We start from the raw sequence: 21,274 nt of genomic DNA on the forward strand, positions 1-21,274 counted from the left end.
TCCACTCAGAATCGGAAAGGCTCTCTCCAGCATGAAGAACATCACTCTCGGAAGCACCGGCCTCATCGTCTCCCGGCTCGGACTCGGCTGCATGGGCATGTCCGCGTTCTACTCCGGTGCCGGAACGGATGAAGCGGAGTCCATTCGCACCATCCACCGCGCGATCGACCTCGGCGTCACGCTCTTCGACACCGCGGAGATCTACGGACCGTACCTCAACGAAGAACTCCTCGGAAAAGCACTTGCCGACCGGCGCGACGAGGTCGTCGTCGCGACCAAGTTCGGCACCATCCTGCACCGCGGCGACGGAAGCAGGGGCCTCGACGGCAGCCCCGAGAACGTGCGCCTCTCGGTGCATGGCTCCCTGTCCCGACTCGGAACCGACCACATCGACCTGTACTACCAGCACCGGATGGACCCGGGCGTCCCGGTCGAGGAGACCGTCGGCGCCCTCGCCGAACTCATCGAGGAGGGCGTCATCGGCCACTACGGGCTCTCGGAGGCCGCACCGGACACGATTCGCCGCGCGCACGCCGTACACCCCGTGACGGCGCTGCAGACCGAATACTCGCTGTGGAGCCGTGACCCGGAGAAGGAGCTTCTCCCACTCCTGCGCGAGCTCGGCATCGGCTTCGTGCCATACTCGCCGCTCGGTCGCGGCTTCCTGACCGGGACCATCCGCTCGCTCGACCAGCTTGACGCGAGCGATTTCCGCCGCTCGAACCCTCGGTTCGAGGGCGAGAACCTGGCCGCCAACATCCGCATCGTCGAACAGGTGGATGCCGTCGCTGCGGAACTCGACGCGACCCCTGCCCAGGTGGCGCTCGCCTGGCTGCTGGCCCAGGGCGACGACATCGCCCCGATCCCCGGGACCAAGCGGGTCGCCAGGGTCGAAAAGAACGTCGCCGCCGGTGACCTCATCCTCACGGAAGCGCAGCTCGCCACCCTCGGCGCGCTCGACGCCCCCGCGGGCGACCGCTACGCCGACATGTCAGGGGTCAACAGGTAACCAGGGCGCCTCCCCGCCTGAGCCACACAAAAAACACCCTCGCCGACTCGACGAGGGTGTTTTTTGCGCAACTCAGGCGGGCAGCGGACGCTAGAGGGCTACGGGAACCTCCGACGAGACTCCGCGGATCATCGGCGTGTGGAACGTGCCGCCGAAGACGCGCTCGCTCGCGCCGACCCTGTCGAGGTACGGGGTGGCCCCGCCCATCTGGAACGGCCAGCCAGCCCCGAGGATCACGCACAGGTCGATGTCCTCCGCCGCGTGCACGACGTCGTCGTCGAGCATCCGCTTGATCTCGTCGGCGAGTCCGTCCTCGATGCGTCGCAGGATCTCCTCGCCCGTCATCGGCGTCGTGCCGCCGGCGACGATCTTCTTCGCGGTCTTGTCGAAGCCCGTGACCTTTCCCTTGGCATCGCGCTCGAGGATCTTGCCGTGCTCGGCGAGCCGGTGCAGGTTGTCGCTCTCGAAGAACCGGTCGGGGAACGCGGCATGGTGCGTGTCGAGGACGTGCGCTCCGACCTTGAGCCCGACGAGTTCGAGGAGCTCGAACGGCGTCATCGGGAGTCCGAACGGCGCGATCGCGCCGTCGACGACCTCGAACGGGGTGCCGGTGTCGACAGCGTGCATGGCCTCACCGAGGAGCTTCGCGAGGATGCGGTTGACCACGAAGCCGGGGGTGTCACGCGTGATCACGGCGTTCTTCCTCAGCTTGCCCGCGATCACCATCGCGGTCGAGAGGGTCGTCTCGTTCGTCTGCGGGGTGTTCACGACCTCGATGAGCGGCATCACAGCGACCGGATTGAAGAAGTGGAAGCCGACCAGGCGCTCCGGGTGGGCGAGCTTCGCACCGATCTGCTCGACGGAGAGAGACGAGGTGTTCGTCGCGAGGATCGCCTCCGGCGACACGTACTTCTCGATCTCGGCGAAGACATCCTGCTTGACGCCGAGTTCCTCGAACACGGCCTCGATCACCCAGTCGGCGTCGGAGAAGCTCGCCTTGTCCGTCGTGCCCGTCACGAGAGCCCTGAGCCGGTTGCCCTCGTCCGCTGTGATGCGGCCCTTGGACTGCAGCGTCGCGATCTCGCCGTGGATGTACGCGACGCCCTTGTCGACGCGGGCCTGGTCGAGGTCCGTGATGACGACGGGCACCTGCAGGCGGCGAACGAACAACAGGGCGAACTGGCTCGCCATCAGGCCGGCACCGATGACGCCGACCTTCGTGATCGGGCGCGCGAGCTTCTTGTCCGGAGAACCGGCCGGGCGCTTGGCGCGCTTCTGCACGAGGTTGAACGCATAGATGCTGGCCTGGAGCTGGTCGCCGGCGATGAGCGCGGCGAGGGAATCGTCCTCGCGCTCGAAGCCCTCCTCGCGTGTGCCGCTCTTGGCGGCCTTGAGCAGGTCGAGTGCGATATACGGGGAGAGCGCGACAGTCCCGATCCGGCTTTCGAGCATCCGCCTGGCGATTCCGATCGCGGCGTCCCACTTCACGAGGCGCTCGATCTTTCCCGGCTTGTTCGGCCGGGTGACCGTCGTCGTGCCGGCGATCACGCCGTCCGCCCAGGCGATGGAATGCTCGAGGAATGCCGCGGACCCGAAGAGCACATCGGCGATGCCGAGCTCGACGGTGTCGGTGGCCTTGAGGACCCGGTTCTTGAGCGGGTTCGAGATGATCACGGTGAGGGCGTTCTCGATGCCGATCAGGTTCGGCAGCAGGTAGGAGCCGCCCCAGCCGGGAATCAACCCGAGGGACACTTCGGGGAGGGCGACGGCGGCGACGGATGCGTCGACCGTGCGGTAGTCGGCGTTGAGGGCGATCTCGAGACCGCCCCCGAGTGCGAGCCCGTTGATGAAGACGAACGAGGGCACACCGAGCGTGGAGAGCTTCCCGAGGGCGTGGTGGCCGAGCTGGCCGAGCAGCTTGCCCGTCGCGAGCGAGGGAATCTCGCTGACCTTGCCGAGGTCGGCGCCTGCGGCGAGGATGAACGGCTTGCCTGTGACGGCGACGCCGTGGATCTCACCGCGTGCCGCCCGCTCGGCGAGGGCGTCGAGGGTGGCGGCGAACTCGAGAAGGGTGACCGGACCGAGGGTGTTCGGACGGGTGTGGTCCCTGCCGTTGTCCAGGGTGACGAGGGCGAGCGTGCGCGCCCCGGACAGGGGAATGTCGCGCACGAAGGAATGCGTGACGACCTCGTCACCGGAGAGGGCGACGAGTTCGGAGAAATCGAGTGCGGTGTAGTCGGTCATCGCTTACTTTGCCTTCCGATTGAAGTGCGGGTTTTCCCAGATGACGGTGCCGCCCTGCCCGAGGCCGATGCACATGGCGGTCAGGCCGTAACGGACCTCGGGGTGTTCGGCGAACTGGTGCGCGAGCTGGTTCATCAGGCGCACGCCAGAGGAGGCGAGCGGGTGGCCGATCGCGATCGCACCGCCGTACTCGTTGACGCGGGGGTCGTCGTCGTCGATGCCGAAGTGATCGAGGAAGGAGATGACCTGGACCGCGAAGGCCTCGTTGAGCTCGAAGAGTCCGATGTCGGTGATGCCGAGGCCGGCCTTGCGGAGGGCCTTCTCGGTGGACGGTACCGGGCCGAGGCCCATGACCTCAGGCTCGACACCCGCGAAGGCGAAGCTCACGAGCTTCATCTTGACGCTGAGGCCGAGTTCCTTGGCGGCGGCGCCGCTCGCGAGCAGGCAGGCGCTCGCGCCGTCGTTGAGCCCGGACGCGTTGCCTGCCGTGATCCGGCCGAAGGGCCGGAACGGGGTCTTCAGCGTGGCGAGGCCTTCGAGGGTCGTCTCGGGGCGCGGCGCTTCGTCGCGGGTCGCGAGCCCCCAGCCCTGTTCGCTGCGAATGGCGACGGAGACCAGGTCCGGCTGGATCTTGCCTGCCGCGTACGCCGCTGCGACCTTCTGCTGGCTGCGCAGCGCGTACCGGTCCGACCGGTCCTTGGTGTACTCGGGAAAGCGGTCGTGGATGCGCTCTGCGGTCGAGCCCATGTTCAGGGCGTCTTCGCTGACGAGCCGCTCGGAGAGGAACCGCGGGTTCGGGTCGACGCCGGAGCCCATCGGGTGCCGGCCCATGTGCTCGACGCCGCCGGCGATGGCGAGGTCGTATGCCCCGAAGCCGATCGCGGCGCCGACCGTGGTCACGGCGGTCATCGCACCGGCGCACATCCGGTCGATCGCGTATCCGGGCACCGATTTCGGCAGCCCGGCCAGCAGCGCCGCGGTGCGACCGAGGGTGAGTCCCTGGTCTCCCGACTGCGTCGTCGCGGCGATCGCAACCTCGTCGATACGTTCCCCCGGAACCTTCGGGTTCCGTTCCAGCAGGCCGATCATGGCCTTCACCACGAGATCATCCGCCCGGGTGTTCCAGTACATGCCCTTTTCGCCGGCGCGTCCGAACGGGGTACGAACCCCATCCACAAACACGACTTCTGCTCTTTCGGCCACGGTGCCTCCATCAATCAGATCAGGTGTCGGTTGATCCTAGGGTGGCACGATTGACGGGTCGAATCCTTGGACGGATCCTACGAATCGACCTCGACGGTTACGGCGATGTTTTGGTTGGCTTCGACAAAGGCAGCCGTGATCTGTTGTGCAGTGAGTTCAATTTGCCAGTCGCGGGCACCGAGGGCGGCGAGCGCCTCGCTGATGGATTCCACTTCGATCGGCTCCGGTGGCGTCCAGGCGATCCGGCGCACGAAGTCCGGAGTGACGAGGTTCTCGATCGGGATCGCGAAGGACTCGGAGATCTGGCCGAGAGCAAGCCGCGCTGCCTTGTACCGCAGGTCGGCCTCTGGATTCCGGTCAGACCACGCCCGCGGCGGGGGAAGGGCGTCACCGGTTCCGCGCAGGGAGGGGAGGTCCGTCGCGCGGATGCCGTCCTGGATCGCAGTCCACCACCTGTCGAGTTCGCTGCGGCTCGCGCGGCCGCTGAACTCGCGGAGATCGGCGAGCGCCTGCCTGCTGGCCGGCAACACCCGTGCAGCGGCGACGAGCGACGCGTCGGGGACGAGGCGCCCCGGCGACACGTCGAGGTGCCTGGCGAGGTCGTCGCGGGCAAGCCAGAGGGATCTCGCGACGGCGAGGTTGCGCTGGGAACGAATCGAATGCACCCCGGACAGCCTGCGCCAGGGCTCTGCGCTGATCGGCTTGGGCTCGTGGTCGAGCGTCGCCTGGAATTCCTGGGCGGCGATCTGGGTCTTCTCGTCGGCGGCGAGCATCTCGACCATACGGTCGCGCAGGTCGGGGAGGAGCTCGACGTCGAGGGCGCCGTAGACGAGCCAGCTCTCCGGGAGCGGCCTGGTCGACCAGTTCGCCGCGGAATGCTCCTTGGCGAGATGGATGCCGAGGAGTTCCTCGACGACCGTGCCGAGGCCGACCCGCGGTAAGCCGAGAAGGCGTGCGGCCAGTTCGGTGTCGAAGATGATGTGCGGGTCGAGGCCGACCTCCCTCAGGCACGCGAGGTCCTGACTGGCGGCGTGGAAGATCCATTCGTCTCCCGCGATCGCCGCGTTGAGCTCGGAGAAGTCCCCGATCGCCGGCGGATCGAACAGGAAGGTGCCCGCGCCGCGCCGGTACATCTGGATCAGGTACGCGCGCTGGGAGTATGTGAAACCGGATGCCCGTTCGGCGTCGATGCCGATCGGTCCCGTTCCCTCGCTGAGGGCAGCGGTGGCCGCCAGATAGGCGTCCCGCGTATCGATCACGCGGTGATCAACCACGACCAGTTCGGCGTGCGGACAACATGCTGACTCCTTCGCCAATCGGGGGAAGACCTGCGAGCATGCAGATCAATTCGCCCCAGCCTTCGACGTGAGCGGTGAGATTGTGGTCCACAGGTGTCCACGAAGCACGCAGCTCTATCTGCGCACCGTCGCCTTGCTTCGCAAGTTCGCCGAAGCCCGACGAAATAATCTTAGTCGCGGTTCCGGATGCCGCGGTATAGCGGGCTCCGTGGGAGTCGAGGGCATCGATCAGCCAGGCCCAGGCCACTTCGGCGAGGAAAGGGTCGACACCGATCTCCGTCTCGAGGGGAGCCTGCGCGAAGCAGACCACCCGGAGTGCTCCGCCCCAGGCCTCCGGCTCCTCAGGGTCATAGAGGAGGATGAAACGGCCGGTCCCGAGATCGGAGTTGCCTCCGTGGCGTGACGGGGCGACATCCGCGGAGAGGGCAACGGCGTGCGGGGCGAGCTTCCCGGGGGCCGGGATTTCGCTGAGCACCAGGTCGGTGCGGGTGTGCGCTCTGCGGATGGCCGCGAGCGCAGCGGCGAACTCCGGGGGGAGTGGTTCTTGTGTTTCGGGCACGTCTGCAGACTAGAGTTTTTTCCGGGCGGGTCGGTGAGGCACGCCGGGCAGCCGGAGGTACGCGTGCGGGAAAAATCGAGGTCAGGGACGCCGGGCGGACTGGTCGTCGCGGTCACGGCTCTCGTAGTTGCCGGCGCGGCCACGGTCGTGGTGGCGGGAGTGAGCGTGCTGGCCGCCGTGATGGCGCGTCGTATCGTGACGCCGTCCGACGCACGCGCCGACGACACCGACGTTCTCGGCGTCGATCTCGAGGCCGCGACGATCACGCTCGCGGTGACGCCGGATTCCGTGTTGCCCGGTGACTACAGCTTCTGGTTCGAGCGTGAGTCCGGGCACGCCCAGCTCGGCGAGGTCCTCCGCGTGACGAAGACGGCGGTCATCCGCCGGATAGCCCGAATCGACTACGGGGACCTGAGCGAGGCCCGCAGAGGCCGCCTCGGCGGGTATTCCTATCTGGGTCCCTGGGATCTCGGCCTCCCGTTCGAGCAGGTGCAGGTGCAGACGGAGGTCGGCGAGGCCCCGGCCTGGCTGGTCCCCGCCGAGCGGCCGGACGGTCGCTGGGTGATCCAGGTGCACGGGCGGGGTGTGCGACGGCAGGAGACCCTGCGGGCCGTCCCTGTGTTCCACGACAGGGGCTACAGCTGCCTCCTGGTCTCGTATCGCAACGACGGCGACGCGCCGGGAAGCGACGACGGCCGGTACGGACTCGGGGATACCGAATGGCGCGATATCGATGCGGCGATCGGTTTCGCGGCGGCTCGCGGCGCGACGAGCATCGTGCTGATGGGGTGGTCGATGGGCGGCGCGATCGTGCTGCAAACCGCGACGCGTACGGGCTACCCGCACCTGCTCTCCGGCATCGTGCTCGATTCGCCTGTGATCGACTGGGCAGACGTCGTCGCGTTCCAGGGCAGCACGCTTCGCCTGCCCGGCCTCGTTGCCACGGGGGCCATGCAGGTCCTCGGCCGGCGGTGGGGCGGCCGCCTCACCGGCCAGGCGAGTCCGATCGACTTCCGCAGGCTCGACTTCGTGACCCGCGCCGACGACCTCGAGCTCCCCGTGCTCCTGATGCACAGCGATGACGACGGCTACGTGCCCTCGAGCCCGTCGCGCGCCCTCGCGGTTCGCCGGCCCGACATCGTGACCTTTCTACCGTTCACCGTCGCGCGGCACACCAAACTCTGGAACTATGACAGGGAAGGATGGAACGCGGCGATCGGGACCTGGCTCGGCGAACTCGAATCCCCGGCGGAACCGACCGGGCCTGATGATCCGCTCCACCCGGCCGGATAGCGGTCTCAGGGGCGCTCGCGCAGCTTGCGCTTGGTGCGGGCGAGCATCGCGGACATGCCACGGATGCGGAGCGGCGAGACCGCCTGCGTGAGTCCGATGGTCTGCGGGTAGTCGTCCGGCACGGCGAGCACCTCGGCGACGGACAGGCCGTCGAGGCCCTGCGCGAGGATGGACGCGAATCCCCGGGTCGTCGGGGACTCCCTGGGCGCCGTCGCGTGCAGGTGCACCGCGTCCCGGTCGTCGACATCGACGAAGATGAACACGGGTGACTGGCACTCGACGACGCGTTCGAGCAGGTCGGGATGCTCCTGGTACCGGCTCGGAAGCTCGGGGAGTTCATCGGCGAACTCGAGCAGAAGGAGTAAGCGGTCCTTCTGTTCCAGCTCGAGGAAGTCTTCCTGGATCTCGGCCAGTTTCGCGGGCAGTTCGGTGGTGGTCATCAATCAGATCCTGTCCTGGTTCAGCGGGGTTCGGGGGCCGTACCGGCGGCCGCTCCCGTGACGATCGGGACCCGCACGGCGTTGCCCCATTCCGTCCAGGAACCGTCGTAGTTGCGCACGTCCTCGAATCCGAGCAGGTGGGTGAGCACGAACCAGGTGTGGCTCGACCGCTCGCCGATCCGGCAGTACGCGATCACGGCATCGTTCTCGCGGAGCCCCGCCTCGCCGCGGTAGATCGCCTCGAGTTCCGCGCGGGACTTGAAGGTTGCATCCGGTGCCGCGGCGCGCGCCCACGGCACGGAGGCCGCAGAGGGGATGTGGCCGCCGCGCAGGGCGCCTTCCTCCGGGTATGCGGGCATCGTGGTGCGCTCCCCGGTGTACTCCTCGGGGGAGCGGACGTCGATGAGCGGGCGGCCGAAGTGTGCGAGCACGTCGTCCTTGAAGGCGCGGATCGGCGCGTCGTTGCGGGGGACGAGGGGGTACTCCGCGGCAGCCACCTCCGTGGCCTCGCGGGTCAGGGCTCCGCCCTCGGCGATCCACTTGTCCCTGCCGCCGTCGAGCAGGCGCACGTCGGGGTGGCCGAAGAGGCTGAACACCCAGAGCGCGTACGCGGCCCACCAGTTGTTCTTGTCGCCGTAGATCACGACGGTGGAATCGCGCGCGATGCCCTTCGAACCCAGGACGGCCGCGAAGGCAGCGCTGTCGACGAAGTCCCGCTGGACCGCGTCGTTGAGCTCGGTGTGCCAGTCGATCTTGACGGCGCCGGGGATGTGGCCGCTCTCATAGAGGAGCACGTCCTCGTCGGACTCGAGGACAGTGAGTCCGGCATCACCCTGGTGTTCGCGCAGCCAGGCCGTGCTGACGAGCCGTTCGGGATGAGCGTACGCGGCGAACTTGGCATCCGGATCGAGATCGACGGGCATGGGAACCTCCAGTGGGGCCGGGCGGTGCCCCGGGATCATTTGAACGCGGTTTAGGCTGGTCTTCCGGCCCGCGCTTCGAATGTACGCGGTCCGGCCTGGTCGCGCATTCGTGGTGAAATACTTCAACACGAATGTCCGAAAAGCAGCCCATATGGCCAACCGAGACAGAAACACGGGTATTCCACGATGGTTCCAGAGGCGCCCCGGGCTCCCAGTCGGCTGCATCGGCTCGCGGAACGCTCTCCCGAGATCACGGGGGCCGAAATCGTCGCCGAACTCGTGCCGCCTCCCCAGTTCGAGCACGCCTCATTCGAGTCCTACCGGCCCGATGTGAACTTCCCTTCCCAGCTCGAGGCCGTCGACCGGCTCACGGCCTTCGCCGAGGCCTGGCGACCGCAGCGCCCCGGCGGATTCTTCTCACGTACCCGGAAGGCTCCAGCGCAACTCCCGGGGATCTACCTCGACGGTGGGTTCGGCGTCGGGAAGACCCACTTGCTCGCCGCGCTGTGGCACTCCGCGCCGGGCCCCAAGTACTTCGGCACCTTCATCGAATACACCGCCCTCGTCGGGGCGCTCGGTTATGCTGCGGCGGTCCGGCAGCTCTCCGGGGCGAAGCTCATCTGCATCGACGAGTTCGAACTCGACGACCCGGGCGACACCATGTTGATGACGCGGTTGCTCGGCGAGCTCGTGGCCTCGGGCACCCGGGTCGCCGCGACCTCCAATACGCCGCCGAATTCACTCGGTGAGGGCCGGTTCGCGGCCATCGACTTCCTTCGCGAGATCCGCGCCATGTCCGCGAACTTCGAAATCCTCCGCATCGACGGGCTCGACTACCGCAGGCGCGACATCGAAGGCCACTCCGTCGCCGTCGAGGGACCCGAACTCGACCGGCTCGTCGCGGCGCTCGTGGCCAGGGGAGCGAACGTGACGGAAGACGACTTCGGTTCCCTGATCCGGCATCTCAGCACCGTGCATCCGTCGAAGTACATCAAACTGATCGCCGGGGTCGAGGTCATCGCCCTGACCGACAGCTACCTGTTGACCGACCAGACGGATGCCCTGCGGCTGGTCGCCTTCATCGATCGCGTCTACGACGCCGAAATACCGATCGTCGCGAGCGGGTTGCCCCTCGCGGAGGTCTTCGACGATGAGATGCTCGCGGGCGGCTACCGGAAGAAGTACCAGCGCTCCCAGTCGCGGATGGTGGCACTGACAACGGGCGAGCTCCCTCCGCACGACTGAAACCGGGATCCGTCGCGGCCGAATGCGGCTCTGACGTGCCTGTTTGCCGGAACGGCCCTGTCGAATCGGCGGCTGAGTCAAGCCGGGAAACGCGGAGTCGGGAGATACCGGGCGTCAGGAAACACGATGTTAACACGGTCAACAATCGCGTAACGCGGTCGAAACATCCCTGAGCGTGTGCGGAAACGTGTGCACTCCACACTGTCTCTGTACCTGCCGATACACGCTTCACGCTCACCCTGTGCACGTCGGCGGTCATCCCTGTTAGTTAGAGAGAGGTAACCATATCCATGGTTGAACTGTCGGTCCTGCTGGACGATACGACTGATGCACTTACCACAAACATCAATTCCCTGTGGCTCCTCGTCGCGGCAGCCCTCGTCCTCCTGATGACTCCGGGCGTGGCCTTCTTCTACGGCGGCATGGTCAAGGCGAAGAGCGTCATCTCCATGATGATGATGAGCTTCGGCGCCATGGGCCTGATCGGCGTGCTGTGGGTCCTCTACGGTTACGGCCTGTCCTTCGGACCGCCGCTCATCGGCGGCTGGCTCGGAAACCCGTCCGAGCTGATCGGCCTCAACGCACTCCTGACGAGCGGCAAGGACGGCGGACCCGACCTGGGCGCCCTCGCGTTCGCCGGCTTCCAGGCCACCTTCGCGATCATCACCGTCGCCCTCATCTCCGGAGCGATCGCCGACCGGGCCAAGTTCGGCGCGTGGATGATCTTCGCCGGCGTCTGGGCCACCCTGGTCTACTTCCCGGTCGCGTACTGGGTGTTCAACCTCACGGACGGCTGGGCTCCCTTCCTCCTCAAGGTCAACGACTTCGCCGGCGGCACCGCGGTGCACATCAACGCCGGTGCGGCCGGCCTCGCCCTCGCCCTGGTCCTCGGCAAGCGCGTCGGCTTCAAGAAGGGCATCTCCAAGCCGCACAACGTGCCGCTGACCCTCCTCGGCGCCGCACTGCTCTGGTTCGGCTGGTTCGGCTTCAACGCCGGCTCCGAAGCCGCCGTCGACGGTATCGCCGCCCTCGCCTGGATCAACACCCTCGCAGCACCCGCCGCCGGTATCATCGGCTGGCTGATCGTTGAGAAGATCAAGGACGGCAAGCCGACCATGATCGGTGCAGCATCGGGCGCCGTCGCAGGCCTCGTCGCGATCACCCCCGCGTGTAACATCCTGACCCCGATGTGGGGCATCCTCCTCGGGCTCATCGTGGGCGCCGTCTGTGCCGTCGCGATCGACCTGAAGTTCAAGCTCGGCTTCGACGACTCCCTGGACGTCGTGGGCATCCACCTCGTCGGCGGCATCATCGGAACGCTCTACGTCGGTCTCGTCGGCAACAACGTCGGCCTCCTCCAGACGGGCAGCTTCAACCAGCTCGGCGTGCAGGCCCTCGCGGCATTCGGCATCGGCATCTACTCCTTCGTGATGGCATACGCCATCGGCTGGATCATCCAGAAGACGATCGGCTTCCGCATCACGAACGAAGACGAAGTAGCCGGTGTCGACACCATCGTGCACGGCGAAGAGGGCTACGCGCTCGACGCCGTCTAACCGGCACTTTCTCTGCGCGGGCAGCTGAAACCAGAGCCAGCCGAAACAAGAAGGGGCGCATCCGCGGCACGCGGATGCGCCCCTTCTTGCGTCCGATCCGGTGCCTGTGCACGAGCGGATGCTGACCGTCGACCCAGCAGTCGCCCGTCAGCGCCTGACGGATCGGGTGCGATACAGTGTGGCTGTGTCAGCCATCCGCGGTTTCTTCAGTGCCCTGCGGCGACTCTTCGCGCCGACGAGGCCTCGCAGTGACCGGTCGACGGTTCCGAGCCCTGGTCGAACCGGAGCGGGCGCGACCGTCGAAGTCGACCCGCGGAGTCTTCGTGATGTACGGCTCGCCTACCGGCCGACCCGGAATGCGAGTCCGGACCCTGGAGAAATCGTCTGGACCTGGGTTCCCTTCGAGGAACGTGACGGGCGCGGCAAGGACCGCCCGGTCGTGATCGTGGCCGAGGCGGGCAAAGGGGCCGTCCTGGCCGTCCAGTTGACGAGCAAGGACCGAACCGGGCACCCCGACTATGTGGCGCTCGGCGTCGGCGACTGGGACAGGAGCGGCCGTCCCAGCTGGGTCAACGTGGACCGGGTCTTCATCGTGAACCCGGGCGGCATGCGTCGTGAGGCCGCCAGGGTCGATGCCGCGCGCTACGGGCGCATCGCGACGGTCCTGCGCGGCCGTTACGGCTGGAACTAGGACCATGCCGAGCAGTCACCCGGCCTCGTCGATTGCGCCGCCCCTCGCCGGCCGGGCTGTTGCGAGCCAGCGCTGGTCGCACCTCTGCTTCGTGCATTGGCGCGTGCCGGCCGCCGAGGTCGCACCGCTCCTGCCCGCGGGCCTGGTTCCCGACGAATTCGACGGCACCAGCTGGGTGGGCCTCATCCCGTTCGTCCTGGATCGGGCCACGATCTGGGGCAGCCCACCCATTCCGTACTTCGGGAATTTCGTGGAGGTGAATGTCCGGCTCTACGCCGTCGACGCCGAGGGGCGACGCGGAGTCGTCTTCGTCTCCCTCGAGGCGTCGCGGCTCGCGGCGGTGCTCGCTGCCCGTGCCGCGTTCGCACTTCCGTACATGTGGTCGCGGACGCGGCTGGCCGTCGTGGCGGGCGAGTACCGCTATTCCTCCCTGCGGCACTTCGCAGGCCGGGCCAGGACCGATATCGTCGTCCGGCCGGGGATGGAACCGGTGACCGGTGAACCGCTCGCGGACTTCCTCACGGCGCGCTGGGCGCTTTTCACCCGTGCCAGGGGGCGCACGGTCTACCTCCGTAACCACCACGAGCCCTGGGAGCTCGTCCAGGCCGAGCTCGTGCACCTGGACGACACTCTGCTGGCCGAGGCCGGCTTCCCGGCGCTCAGCGGGCGCGTACCGGATTCGGTGCTGTATTCGCCGGGCGTCACGACCCGTTTCGGAACGGGCTGACCCGTATCACTGGCGGTCCGGCGGCCGAGCGGGGAGCCCATTGACAACAGGACCCCCTCGCCGGTAACGGTCGAGGGGGCCCTGTCGGGCGTTCGGGAAGCCGGGGGACTATGCCCCGCAGGTGACGGTGACTCCGTTGTTGTCGAAGACGCCTGCGCCGTGCTCCGTGCAGAATGCCGCAAGGTTGACGCCCGCGCTGACTGCGACCGCGATCACGATCCCGACGACGATGATGCCGACGACACTGATGATGATTCCGGCGAGGGCGAAGCCGTTGCCGAGTCCTGCCTTCTTCGACTTGACGAAGCCGACGATGCTGACAATGAGCCCGAAGGGCTGCAGCGAGACGAGGGAGAGGATGAGACCGACAATACCGAGGGTCTTGCCGGGGTTGACTGCGGAGGCTACGGGAGTCGTCATGGTGACGGCCTTTCTGTGGGCGCCGGAACCCGGACGGGCAGGCGGCAGATGGGTATGGGGAACCCAGACAGCTGAAGGAACCGGAGGTCGGTCGGGTGATCGTCCGGGTGGCGGCTGCTCGGGTGACGTGCGGCAGCAGAAAGCACGAACGGCAGCAGGGGGCGTCGTGTGCGCTGCGCCGAGAGATCGATGCTGGACAAGAAGGTGCCCTCTGTCGCACTGATGCGCCGGAGGGTTCGCTGGGTCAGTCGTCGGGAACTGTAGTTCTTGTCTGGCTTGGGTCGAGCATGGCACAGCGGACACTCAGAGTGCAAGGAGGATTCTCCACGCTCGCGCCGGCCTCCGGTCGACCCCCGTCGCGACGGGGATCTCGGCTCAGCCGCCCGATCCGAGGAGGCCGGCGCCGAGCACAGCACACGCGATCGCGATGATCAGGAAGACACCCACCCAGAGCAGGCCGGGGATGTGCGTGAGGCGGGCGAGCTGGTCGGCATCCGAGGCTGTGCCGCGGCGGCGGGAGCGTGATCCCTGAAGCTCGAGCACCGTGCGTACGGCGCCGAGAAGAAGGAATGCCGTCACGAGCAGGGCGAAGACGCTCTGCACGAACGCGGAACCGAACCAGGTGACCGCGAAGATCACCGTGGCCGTCGCGAGCACGGACCAGAGTCCGAACCAGTTGCGCACCTGGATGAGAAGCAGGGCGAGGGCCGCGAGCAGGAGCCAGAGCAGTCCGACCGAATACCCCAGGCTCAGGAGCCAGGCCGCACCGAGTCCGAGCAGGGCGGGCGAGGAATAGCCGGCGAGCAGGGTCAGCACCATCCCGAGTCCGCTGGGTTTGCCCCTGCTGACGGTGAGCCCCGACGTGTCAGAGTGCAGCCGGATGCCGTCGAGCTGTCGGCCGCCGAGGGTCGCGACGAGCGCGTGGCCGCCCTCATGCGCGATGGTGACCACATTCCTGCAGGCCCGCCACAACGCCGGGACGAGCACGATGGCGGCCGCGGCCGCGATGGTGAGCCAGGCGGGGATGAGGGGGAGTACATCGTTCCTGGCCGTGACACGTTCCCAGAAGCCGAGCAGGAGATCCATGTTCACAGACTAGGTGGGCGAGGCCATCCGGACGTTGCCAGGGTCAGAGCGCCGGACATGGAAAACGTCCCGCTCCCCTGAAGGCCGGGGCCTGAGGGGGAGCGGGACGCGCTGAACCGGGTGCTTAGGCGCTGGGCGTCGGGTTGGCGGCTGCCACAGAGAAGATGACGACAAGGATGACCACGAAGAGCACGAGGAAGATCGCGCTCAGGATGATGCCGGCCTTGGCGAGGCCGTTGGGGGCGCCGGCCTTCTTGGCCTGGTTGAAGCCGATGATGCTCACGATGAGGCCGGGCAGCTGGAGGTAGGGAATGAAGGCGAGGATGAACCCGACGATGCCGAGGATCTTGCCGGGGGTGGCCGTTGTGGTTTCGACGGAAGTCATGAGAGGAGCCTTTCTGGCTGTTGTACTACTGCTGGGGGGATTACCGGGTGGTGTCTGGAACGGCCGACGACGGACGCACGAGGTCTGCCGCGAGGCGTGCATGCGGCAGGTCGAACGCAGCCGTCGTCGTGCGGCGTTCACGAGTCCCGGGAAGCGAACGATGCGACTCGGTTCACTTCACGGAACAGGACGGGAGTACAGCGCTCTTTCGTGATGAAGACGAAGGAGGGTTCGCTGGGCCGGGGATCCAATGGGATGGTCCTTCGGCTTGAAGAAGAGCTTGGCACAGGACGCACTCAGGTTGGCGGGATTGGCCCCCCCAGTCGAGGGTACAAAAAAACCCCGCTCCGGCGGGGTTTTCTCCTGTGTAGGAGTGGGCGATACCGGACTCGAACCGATGACCTCTTCCGTGTGAAGGAAGCTGCGACCCCAGTCACCGTCCAGAGAACCGTATAATTCCGCGGAACTTTGGTCACTCCAGATCACCGGAAATGACTGCCGTGGATGGAAATTGTTTGTGAAATGTTTGTGCTCACGGCTAGGCAGGCGCACCGCGCATAGAGCTCGCGCCTGGCTGACTGGGGCCGCCGCCGCACCTGGCCAGGTGCTCACCTCGATTGTCGGCGGTGCAATCGAGTGAGGCTTCTGAGGCACCGCGCATAGAGGTAGTTATGGACATCTTCAATCCCGACCTGCTCATGACCGGCACTCTTACCGAGGCCTCGCGATTCGCGTCGCGGTCCGGCCTGCAGACGCGGCAGTGGGAACTCATGGAGGAGCTCGATGCGCCGTTGCGCGTCTATAGGGTGTTGACTGTCCGGGAGATGCGGGAGCTCGCTCCACGGCGTGAGAACAACGCCAGGGACGCGCGCATGTCCTATTCGTGGGAGCACGCGGAGACCGATGATCACCGCGCTGGGGTGTTCACTTTTGGCGGCTGGCCGGTGCCTGAGCCCAGCTCTCCGCGCCACAGCGAATAGGGAGCATGTATGCAACTCCTTGTACTCGGCCCCAGCGCAATAAACCGTGACACGTCTCGCAACGGAGCGTTGGAGCGTGAGCTCTTTGCTCGGGCATCGGGCGATGTCTTAGATGCTCCGCCGGCGATGGCAGGCCGAGAGAATTCTCTCGAGCTCATCGCAAGGGCAGCGGCCGCGGGCATCCGTATCGCCACCATCAGCGACGGCTGGGCCGGTCAGACCGAGGAAGAAGAAGTTGAGCTTGACCTTCGAAGTGCGGCGGGTGTGGACGTCGGCCCGCTGGTGGATATTTCCCTGACGAGTGTGAGGCTGGCTGGCGAACGGGCCGGGGAGTTCGAGGACTTCAGCCGGCGCATCCGCGCGCTGCGAGCCTTCCTTGCTGAGCAACCGTCGCTGAGCCAGCTGGAACGGTTGGTTGTGCTCGACTCCGGGGCGAGGGGGACGGCTGGACGCGAGCTCGTAACGGGCGCCCTCAGTGGGCTTATAAAGGACCGCGTCATCGACATCGTCGTCATCGACCCCGGACCCTGGGGGCTCACCCAGGGCAGCTGTTCCCAGGTCTGCCGAGTCATTGAGATCGATGCCCCGGCGCCTAACCCACGGGGTCCGTCTGGAGACGGCGAGGCGCTCTTTTGAGGGGCAGCATGGAGAAGTGCCGTGTCCACTACTCACATGACGCGACTCGGTCATACGTCGTTACGCAATCCGGGTTCCCGGAGCCGGACCCGCTGAACGCCATCACGAAAAAGATGGTCAGCGCAAGGGCGATGGCTGTCATCTTCCACCACACCATGCGCTTGAGGACTGTTCCGTCGTCGTCGTTCTTTTGTTCCGGCGGTGCTGGGATTGCAAAGCCAACGGCGATGAGGAATCCAGCCACAATTACGTCCAGAACTTGCCAAGTCCCACGGGAGAGATGGATCCACGCGACCGGGGTCCACAGGATGCATATTGGAACAAAAAGCGCAAGCCAAGCTGGGCGCTCAGACCGGATTGCAAAGAACGCAAGCAAAACGGCTGCAGAGCTCAATGCGGTTCGGAAGTAGAAGTAGAAACCGTATGGCAGGTCTAATGCTCCGACAAGAGCCAAGCCTCCGGCAAACGTCGCCGGGACAATGGCCGGATATCGGTTTGTAAATGACAATTGGGCGGACGCTGCGTCGCTGGGCACACGTTGAGCGTAAGGGACACTAATGCATCCGAAAGCGATCCTGGACGCCATGTCTTCAGCAAGTCCACATGCTCCAGCAAAAGACGGCCCTTCATGCTCGGCCAAAGACCGGTTTATGGAGGATGGAAGATAGCGAATCACCCCGGGGTGAAGCGTGACCGTTGCTATGGAACGGACGCTTCGACCAGTGGTGACCTCGCTTGGCGTTAGCTGAAGCAGTTCTTCGTTTGTAGCCGCGATCTAACATTTAACGGTTCGCGAGAACCAGACCGACATCAACCCTGCAAGGACGAGTAGGTGCGTGCTCGCTCCCGCGATGCGCCAGACTGAGCTTCGGGGCCTGCATCGGGGACCGAAACTGCAGAACCGAGGGGCGCACAGTGATTGAGAAGCTCGTCATCGAGAATTTTCTACAGTTTGAAAGCCTCGCTTTTGACCTGGATCCGGAGCTCAACATCCTCGTTGGCAATAATGATGCAGGTAAGTCGACGGTTATCCAAGCTTTAGAGATGGTGCTTGCCGGCCGGATTGGAGGACGTTCTCTAGAACCAGAATTGTCCCCCTTTTGGTTCACTCAGTCTGCAGTAGAGAACTACCTTTCCGGGATCATCGCCGGAAACCAGGTTGAACCGCCGACAATTGTCATCGAGGTGTATTTTCGGGACGATGCGGCGTTGGCTCGGCTCAAGGGGAAGAACAACTCCCTGGCCAGAGATGTGCCTGGAATCCGTCTCGAGGTAAGCCTCGACCGCGCCTACTCAGCGGAATACGCTGCCTATATATCCGAGCCGACAGCTGTCAAGTCCGTGCCTATCGAGTTCTATCGTGTGGACCGTCGGGACTTTGCCGGAGAGAGCGTCGTCGGAACGCGAGCGTTAGTGACTGCAGTGGTCATCGATGCATCGACTTTGCGTCTGCAAAGCGGTACCGACTACTACTTACGGAAATCAATATCTCAGAACCTGACGCCTGAGGCGCGCGCCAAACTGTCCCTGGCCTTTCGAAGCCATCGTGAGGGACTGCTGTCCGACCCGGCCTTTGTTGCTGCCAACGCACAGCTTGGCTCTGAGCGCACCACGCTCAGCAAAAAGAGTCTCGCTCTCTCCACAGATTCTTCTGCTCGGGCCTCATGGGAATCCGGAATTATCCCGCACCTTGACGGAATTCCGTTCTCTCAAATTGGGCAGGGCGAGCAATCTGCATTCAAGATTCTGCTCGCTCTGGAGAAGAGCGCTTCGGACCGAAACGTCGTGATGATTGAAGAGCCAGAGAACCACCTGTCACATAGCAACCTGAACACCCTAATTGGATTGATTCGCGAGCGTAGCGTCGGCCAGCAGTTGGTACTGACGACACACAGCTCGTTTGTTCTTAATAAACTCGGTGTCGAGAAGCTTCGTCTCATCTCGAACGGGACGGTCGGGGTCCTAAACGGCCTTGAGGCCGATACCCAAAGCTACTTTCTTCGATTGTCGGGGTACGACACCCTCCGCATGGTGCTCGCGCGCGCTGTAATTCTCGTCGAGGGTCCGTCGGACGAACTGGTCGTGCAAAAGGCGTACGTCCAGAAATACGGGTGCATGCCGCTTGAAGACGGCGTCGACGTAATGAGCGTGCAGGCTCTAGCCTTCAAGAGGTTCCTCGCATTGGGTCAAGCTCTTGGGTGCAAGATCGCCGTCGTGACCGACCTCGACGACGATGCCAGTGACGCGAAAGCCAGAAAACGATTCGAAGCATTTGAGCGGGACGGCGTCGTTAGAGGCTTCGTCGGCCAAGCGCCAAACGGCAGGACATTAGAGCCTCAGCTGGTGGCCGCCGCGGGGCGGGACTTACTTAATGCCGTGTTCAAGACTGATTTCGATACGGACGACTTGCTGCAAAACTATATGACCGCCGAAAAGACCGAAGCGGCTCTTGCTGTATTTTCGTATGCAGACACGATTCCCATGCCGAACTATATCGACGAAGCAATTGCGTTCGTCAAGTAAAGCGTTCATCGCTTCTGCGGGCTCAGGCAAGACTGAGGACATTGTCAATCGCGCCCTGGCTGTGCCTGCTAGCGAGGGGGTCGTTCTCACCACTTACACGGACAACGGCGCCAGGGAGATCCGCGCCCGCATAGTTTTGAAGAACGGTGTTATTCCTTCAAACATCGAAGTAATCCCATGGCTGACATTCCTCATTCGACACGGTGTCAAGCCCTACCAGAATCCCGTTTTGGGGCCGAACCTCGTGAGTGGTCTACATTTCGAAAGACGACCTGGGTTTCCCAAAAAGAGCACCGCGCCTTACTACTTGGACAAGTCCTTTCGTGTCTACCGTGACTTCTTGGCCGAGTTCGCATTGCTCCTCAATGAGGAGTCGGGCGGCGCGGTCGTCGCGAGAATCGCACAAATCTATGGGCACTTCTTCTTCGATGAGATTCAGGATGTATCCGCCCGCGACTTCGAGTTTCTGCAGCTACTGCTCGAATCGCCTGTGACGATGACGCTTTCCGGTGACCCTAGGCAAGGCACGTACTCGACGACGGCATCTCGAACCAATCGTGGTCTGACCAAGTCGAACGTTATCAAATGGCTCGCTCAGATGGAGAAACTCGACCTCCTGAGCTTGGAAGAGCGCAACCATTCTTGGCGCTGCGGGCAAGCGATCTGCGATTTCGCCGATGCACTTTACCCAGAGTTTGCCGACACAAGATCACTCAACGTGAGCGCTACCGGGCACGATGGCGTCTTTCTCCTCCGGAAAGATCAAATTCCTCAGTACGTCGCTACCTATTCGCCACAACTCCTCGTCTGGGACCGTCGCAGCGAACACCACGGTCTGCCCAGACGGAACATGGGTGAGGTCAAAGGCATGACATTCCCGCGCGTCCTCATTCAACCAACGGGACCAATTGCGAAGTATTTGTCGGACGGTTCTGTCCTGGTGGAGGGCGCACGCGCAAAGTTCTACGTTGCAGCCACAAGAGCTCGGCACAGCGTGGCCATCGTGTTGGACGATCCGGGAGCCTCTGCAATTCGGTACTGGGTGCCTGACTGATGCTCGAATCTTTGTATCAGCCCACTCCTATTTGCCGCACCCAGAAACGAGACAGTTGAATGAGTAGACAGATCCTGACGGCGATCCCACGCCGCTCGATTGCCGTAGGTGCTTTTGCACTCCTCGCATTCGCAGGGGTCGTGTTTGGTCTTTTCACGCCGCGCACGAAGGATAAATTCGCGGAGGAAGTGATCGTGCGACCTGAGAACGAGCTGCCGATGGCAGCTTCTCAGCGCGATGACGCGTCTGGATCAGACGAGGAGATCCTAGGACCTGAGAATAAGCCGCCGACGGCACCTTCTGAGACCGATGACAAGTCCGGACATGCCGAGGAGTCATTGCTGGCCCGGGTAGGAAAGATGGTTGTCATCGTCTTGGTTCTAGGGATTATTGCGGTCACCGTATATGCCACGATGGTGTACTCATTTAGTCAACCGTTGGGGATTCCATCGCTCAACGCAGTTCTCGGGACTGTGACCTTGGTCGGTTTGATTTTCCAAGCGCTATCAGAGCTTGTTCGCGGCAAGCTGCAGGACACGTTCAAAGTTGCTGGCCATGGACTCGTGATAATGGGCGGTACGTTATTGGCTTTTAGTCTCTGGGGGACACTCGGATTGAAGTGGCCATGGTAACCACGTGGCTGTTCGCGGCTCGGCGCTCAATCGGTCCACTCATCGCCGAGGCCCGCCGGTTCCGCCTCTGGCATTCGCCGAAACGTGCGAGTCCCCTAGCGGCAGGTTCAACGAGCGATAACCACGCTTAGCGTGACTCCAGGAGTCCCGAGCATTATCAATGTTTGACCGCGCATAGATTCGGTCGTGGACAACGAACTCGCACCCCTCGGCTCACCGCTCGCGCTCGCGCAGGTCGCGCTCATCGAAGCTGCACTCCTCGAATCCCAGGTGGCGAGTAGCCGTAGTTGGAACCGTTAGTCCACTCAGGTGGTACTGATCTTCTGGCGAGGTGGTACTGGCAGCAGCGGGTCGTTGACCGCCGCTGCCA

General features: G+C 64.6%; 21 protein-coding genes and 1 tRNA gene. 11 read left to right on the forward strand and 11 right to left on the reverse strand.

Translation table 11 applies throughout. The annotated features are described in order from the left end of the window. Window positions 1-31 precede the first annotated feature (31 nt). Entirely contained in the window at window positions 32-1,009 is a 978-nt protein-coding gene (locus E3O39_RS11460; protein ID WP_134448118.1) for an aldo/keto reductase, read from the forward strand. 90 nt (window positions 1,010-1,099) lie between these two features. On the opposite strand, the gene E3O39_RS11465 is transcribed toward E3O39_RS11460, so the two are convergent. From E3O39_RS11465 to E3O39_RS11480, 4 genes are all read right to left on the reverse strand, one after another. After that, window positions 1,100-3,253: a 3-hydroxyacyl-CoA dehydrogenase NAD-binding domain-containing protein gene (locus E3O39_RS11465; RefSeq protein WP_134447998.1), complete on the reverse strand. Its 2,154-nt coding sequence runs from the start codon at window positions 3,251-3,253 to the stop codon at window positions 1,100-1,102. A gap of 3 nt (window positions 3,254-3,256) precedes the next feature. Further along, on the reverse strand, window positions 3,257-4,456 hold the full coding sequence (locus E3O39_RS11470; RefSeq protein ID WP_134448000.1) for a thiolase family protein: 1,200 nt from the start codon (window positions 4,454-4,456) through the stop codon (window positions 3,257-3,259). A 77-nt stretch (window positions 4,457-4,533) separates the two neighbouring features. Next, window positions 4,534-5,730 carry an HRDC domain-containing protein gene (locus tag E3O39_RS11475; protein ID WP_134448002.1) on the reverse strand — a complete coding sequence of 399 codons (1,197 nt, stop codon included), beginning with the start codon at window positions 5,728-5,730 and terminating at the stop codon, window positions 4,534-4,536. After that, window positions 5,723-6,313: a DUF3000 domain-containing protein gene (locus E3O39_RS11480; protein ID WP_134448004.1), complete on the reverse strand. Its 591-nt coding sequence runs from the start codon at window positions 6,311-6,313 to the stop codon at window positions 5,723-5,725. Before E3O39_RS11480 ends, E3O39_RS11475 begins: the two co-directional genes overlap by 8 nt. A gap of 63 nt (window positions 6,314-6,376) precedes the next feature. Here E3O39_RS11480 and E3O39_RS11485 point away from each other — a divergent pair, with 63 nt between their 5' ends. After that, window positions 6,377-7,606, forward strand: coding sequence for a S9 family peptidase (locus E3O39_RS11485; RefSeq protein ID WP_134448006.1), 1,230 nt, complete (start codon window positions 6,377-6,379; stop codon window positions 7,604-7,606). A gap of 5 nt (window positions 7,607-7,611) precedes the next feature. Here the strand turns inward: E3O39_RS11485 and E3O39_RS11490 are convergent, their stop codons facing one another. Then, on the reverse strand, window positions 7,612-8,046 hold the full coding sequence (locus tag E3O39_RS11490) for a SufE family protein (protein ID WP_134448008.1): 435 nt from the start codon (window positions 8,044-8,046) through the stop codon (window positions 7,612-7,614). A gap of 20 nt (window positions 8,047-8,066) precedes the next feature. Next, a complete protein-coding gene (locus E3O39_RS11495) occupies window positions 8,067-8,969 on the reverse strand; it encodes a sulfurtransferase (RefSeq protein WP_134448010.1) in 903 nt (300 codons plus the stop codon). Window positions 8,970-9,155: 186 nt separating this feature from the next. On the opposite strand from E3O39_RS11495, the gene zapE reads away from it, so the two are divergent. The 4 genes from zapE (at window position 9,156) to E3O39_RS11515 (ending at window position 13,188) form a co-directional block, all read left to right on the forward strand. After that, window positions 9,156-10,214 (forward strand): cell division protein ZapE, encoded by a 1,059-nt coding sequence (gene zapE / locus E3O39_RS11500; protein WP_134448012.1) that lies wholly within the window; start codon window positions 9,156-9,158, stop codon window positions 10,212-10,214. A 389-nt stretch (window positions 10,215-10,603) separates the two neighbouring features. Further along, the gene (locus tag E3O39_RS11505; RefSeq protein WP_370294846.1) at window positions 10,604-11,770 is read left to right on the forward strand and encodes an ammonium transporter; all 1,167 of its coding nucleotides are present in this window, start codon (window positions 10,604-10,606) and stop codon (window positions 11,768-11,770) included. Window positions 11,771-11,954: 184 nt separating this feature from the next. After that, complete coding sequence (locus E3O39_RS11510; protein ID WP_241985051.1) at window positions 11,955-12,461, forward strand: type II toxin-antitoxin system PemK/MazF family toxin; 507 nt, start codon at window positions 11,955-11,957, stop codon at window positions 12,459-12,461. 4 nt (window positions 12,462-12,465) lie between these two features. After that, a complete protein-coding gene (locus E3O39_RS11515; RefSeq protein WP_134448016.1) occupies window positions 12,466-13,188 on the forward strand; it encodes a YqjF family protein in 723 nt (240 codons plus the stop codon). A 108-nt stretch (window positions 13,189-13,296) separates the two neighbouring features. On the opposite strand, the gene E3O39_RS11520 is transcribed toward E3O39_RS11515, so the two are convergent. The 4 genes from E3O39_RS11520 to E3O39_RS11535 all read right to left on the reverse strand — a co-directional run bounded on the left by E3O39_RS11520 (window position 13,297) and on the right by E3O39_RS11535 (window position 15,521). After that, window positions 13,297-13,608, reverse strand: coding sequence for a hypothetical protein (locus tag E3O39_RS11520; RefSeq protein WP_134448018.1), 312 nt, complete (start codon window positions 13,606-13,608; stop codon window positions 13,297-13,299). A gap of 375 nt (window positions 13,609-13,983) precedes the next feature. Next, window positions 13,984-14,694, reverse strand: a complete 711-nt coding sequence (locus E3O39_RS11525) for a M50 family metallopeptidase (RefSeq protein ID WP_134448020.1) — start codon at window positions 14,692-14,694, stop codon at window positions 13,984-13,986. Window positions 14,695-14,818: 124 nt separating this feature from the next. Further along, entirely contained in the window at window positions 14,819-15,079 is a 261-nt protein-coding gene (locus tag E3O39_RS11530) for a hypothetical protein (protein WP_134448022.1), read from the reverse strand. 374 nt (window positions 15,080-15,453) lie between these two features. Continuing rightward, window positions 15,454-15,521, reverse strand: a tRNA-Ser gene (locus E3O39_RS11535). 229 nt (window positions 15,522-15,750) lie between these two features. Here E3O39_RS11535 and E3O39_RS11540 point away from each other — a divergent pair. Both E3O39_RS11540 and E3O39_RS11545 read left to right on the forward strand, forming a co-directional pair. Then, entirely contained in the window at window positions 15,751-16,059 is a 309-nt protein-coding gene (locus tag E3O39_RS11540) for a hypothetical protein (protein ID WP_134448024.1), read from the forward strand. 9 nt (window positions 16,060-16,068) lie between these two features. Continuing rightward, window positions 16,069-16,695 carry a hypothetical protein gene (locus E3O39_RS11545; protein WP_134448026.1) on the forward strand — a complete coding sequence of 209 codons (627 nt, stop codon included), beginning with the start codon at window positions 16,069-16,071 and terminating at the stop codon, window positions 16,693-16,695. A 28-nt stretch (window positions 16,696-16,723) separates the two neighbouring features. On the opposite strand, the gene E3O39_RS11550 is transcribed toward E3O39_RS11545, so the two are convergent. Then, window positions 16,724-17,230: a DUF6804 family protein gene (locus tag E3O39_RS11550; protein ID WP_134448028.1), complete on the reverse strand. Its 507-nt coding sequence runs from the start codon at window positions 17,228-17,230 to the stop codon at window positions 16,724-16,726. A 380-nt stretch (window positions 17,231-17,610) separates the two neighbouring features. On the opposite strand from E3O39_RS11550, the gene E3O39_RS11555 reads away from it, so the two are divergent. The 3 genes from E3O39_RS11555 to E3O39_RS11565 all read left to right on the forward strand — a co-directional run bounded on the left by E3O39_RS11555 (window position 17,611) and on the right by E3O39_RS11565 (window position 20,904). Beyond that, entirely contained in the window at window positions 17,611-19,218 is a 1,608-nt protein-coding gene (locus tag E3O39_RS11555; RefSeq protein ID WP_134448030.1) for an ATP-dependent endonuclease, read from the forward strand. A gap of 340 nt (window positions 19,219-19,558) precedes the next feature. Continuing rightward, entirely contained in the window at window positions 19,559-20,272 is a 714-nt protein-coding gene (locus E3O39_RS19875; protein WP_166787321.1) for a hypothetical protein, read from the forward strand. Window positions 20,273-20,331: 59 nt separating this feature from the next. Beyond that, the gene (locus tag E3O39_RS11565; protein ID WP_134448034.1) at window positions 20,332-20,904 is read left to right on the forward strand and encodes a hypothetical protein; all 573 of its coding nucleotides are present in this window, start codon (window positions 20,332-20,334) and stop codon (window positions 20,902-20,904) included. Window positions 20,905-21,274: the final 370 nt, after the last annotated feature.

The organism is Cryobacterium sp. MDB2-A-1, from assembly GCF_004402675.1.
GTDB classification, from domain to species: domain Bacteria; phylum Actinomycetota; class Actinomycetes; order Actinomycetales; family Microbacteriaceae; genus Cryobacterium; species Cryobacterium glucosi.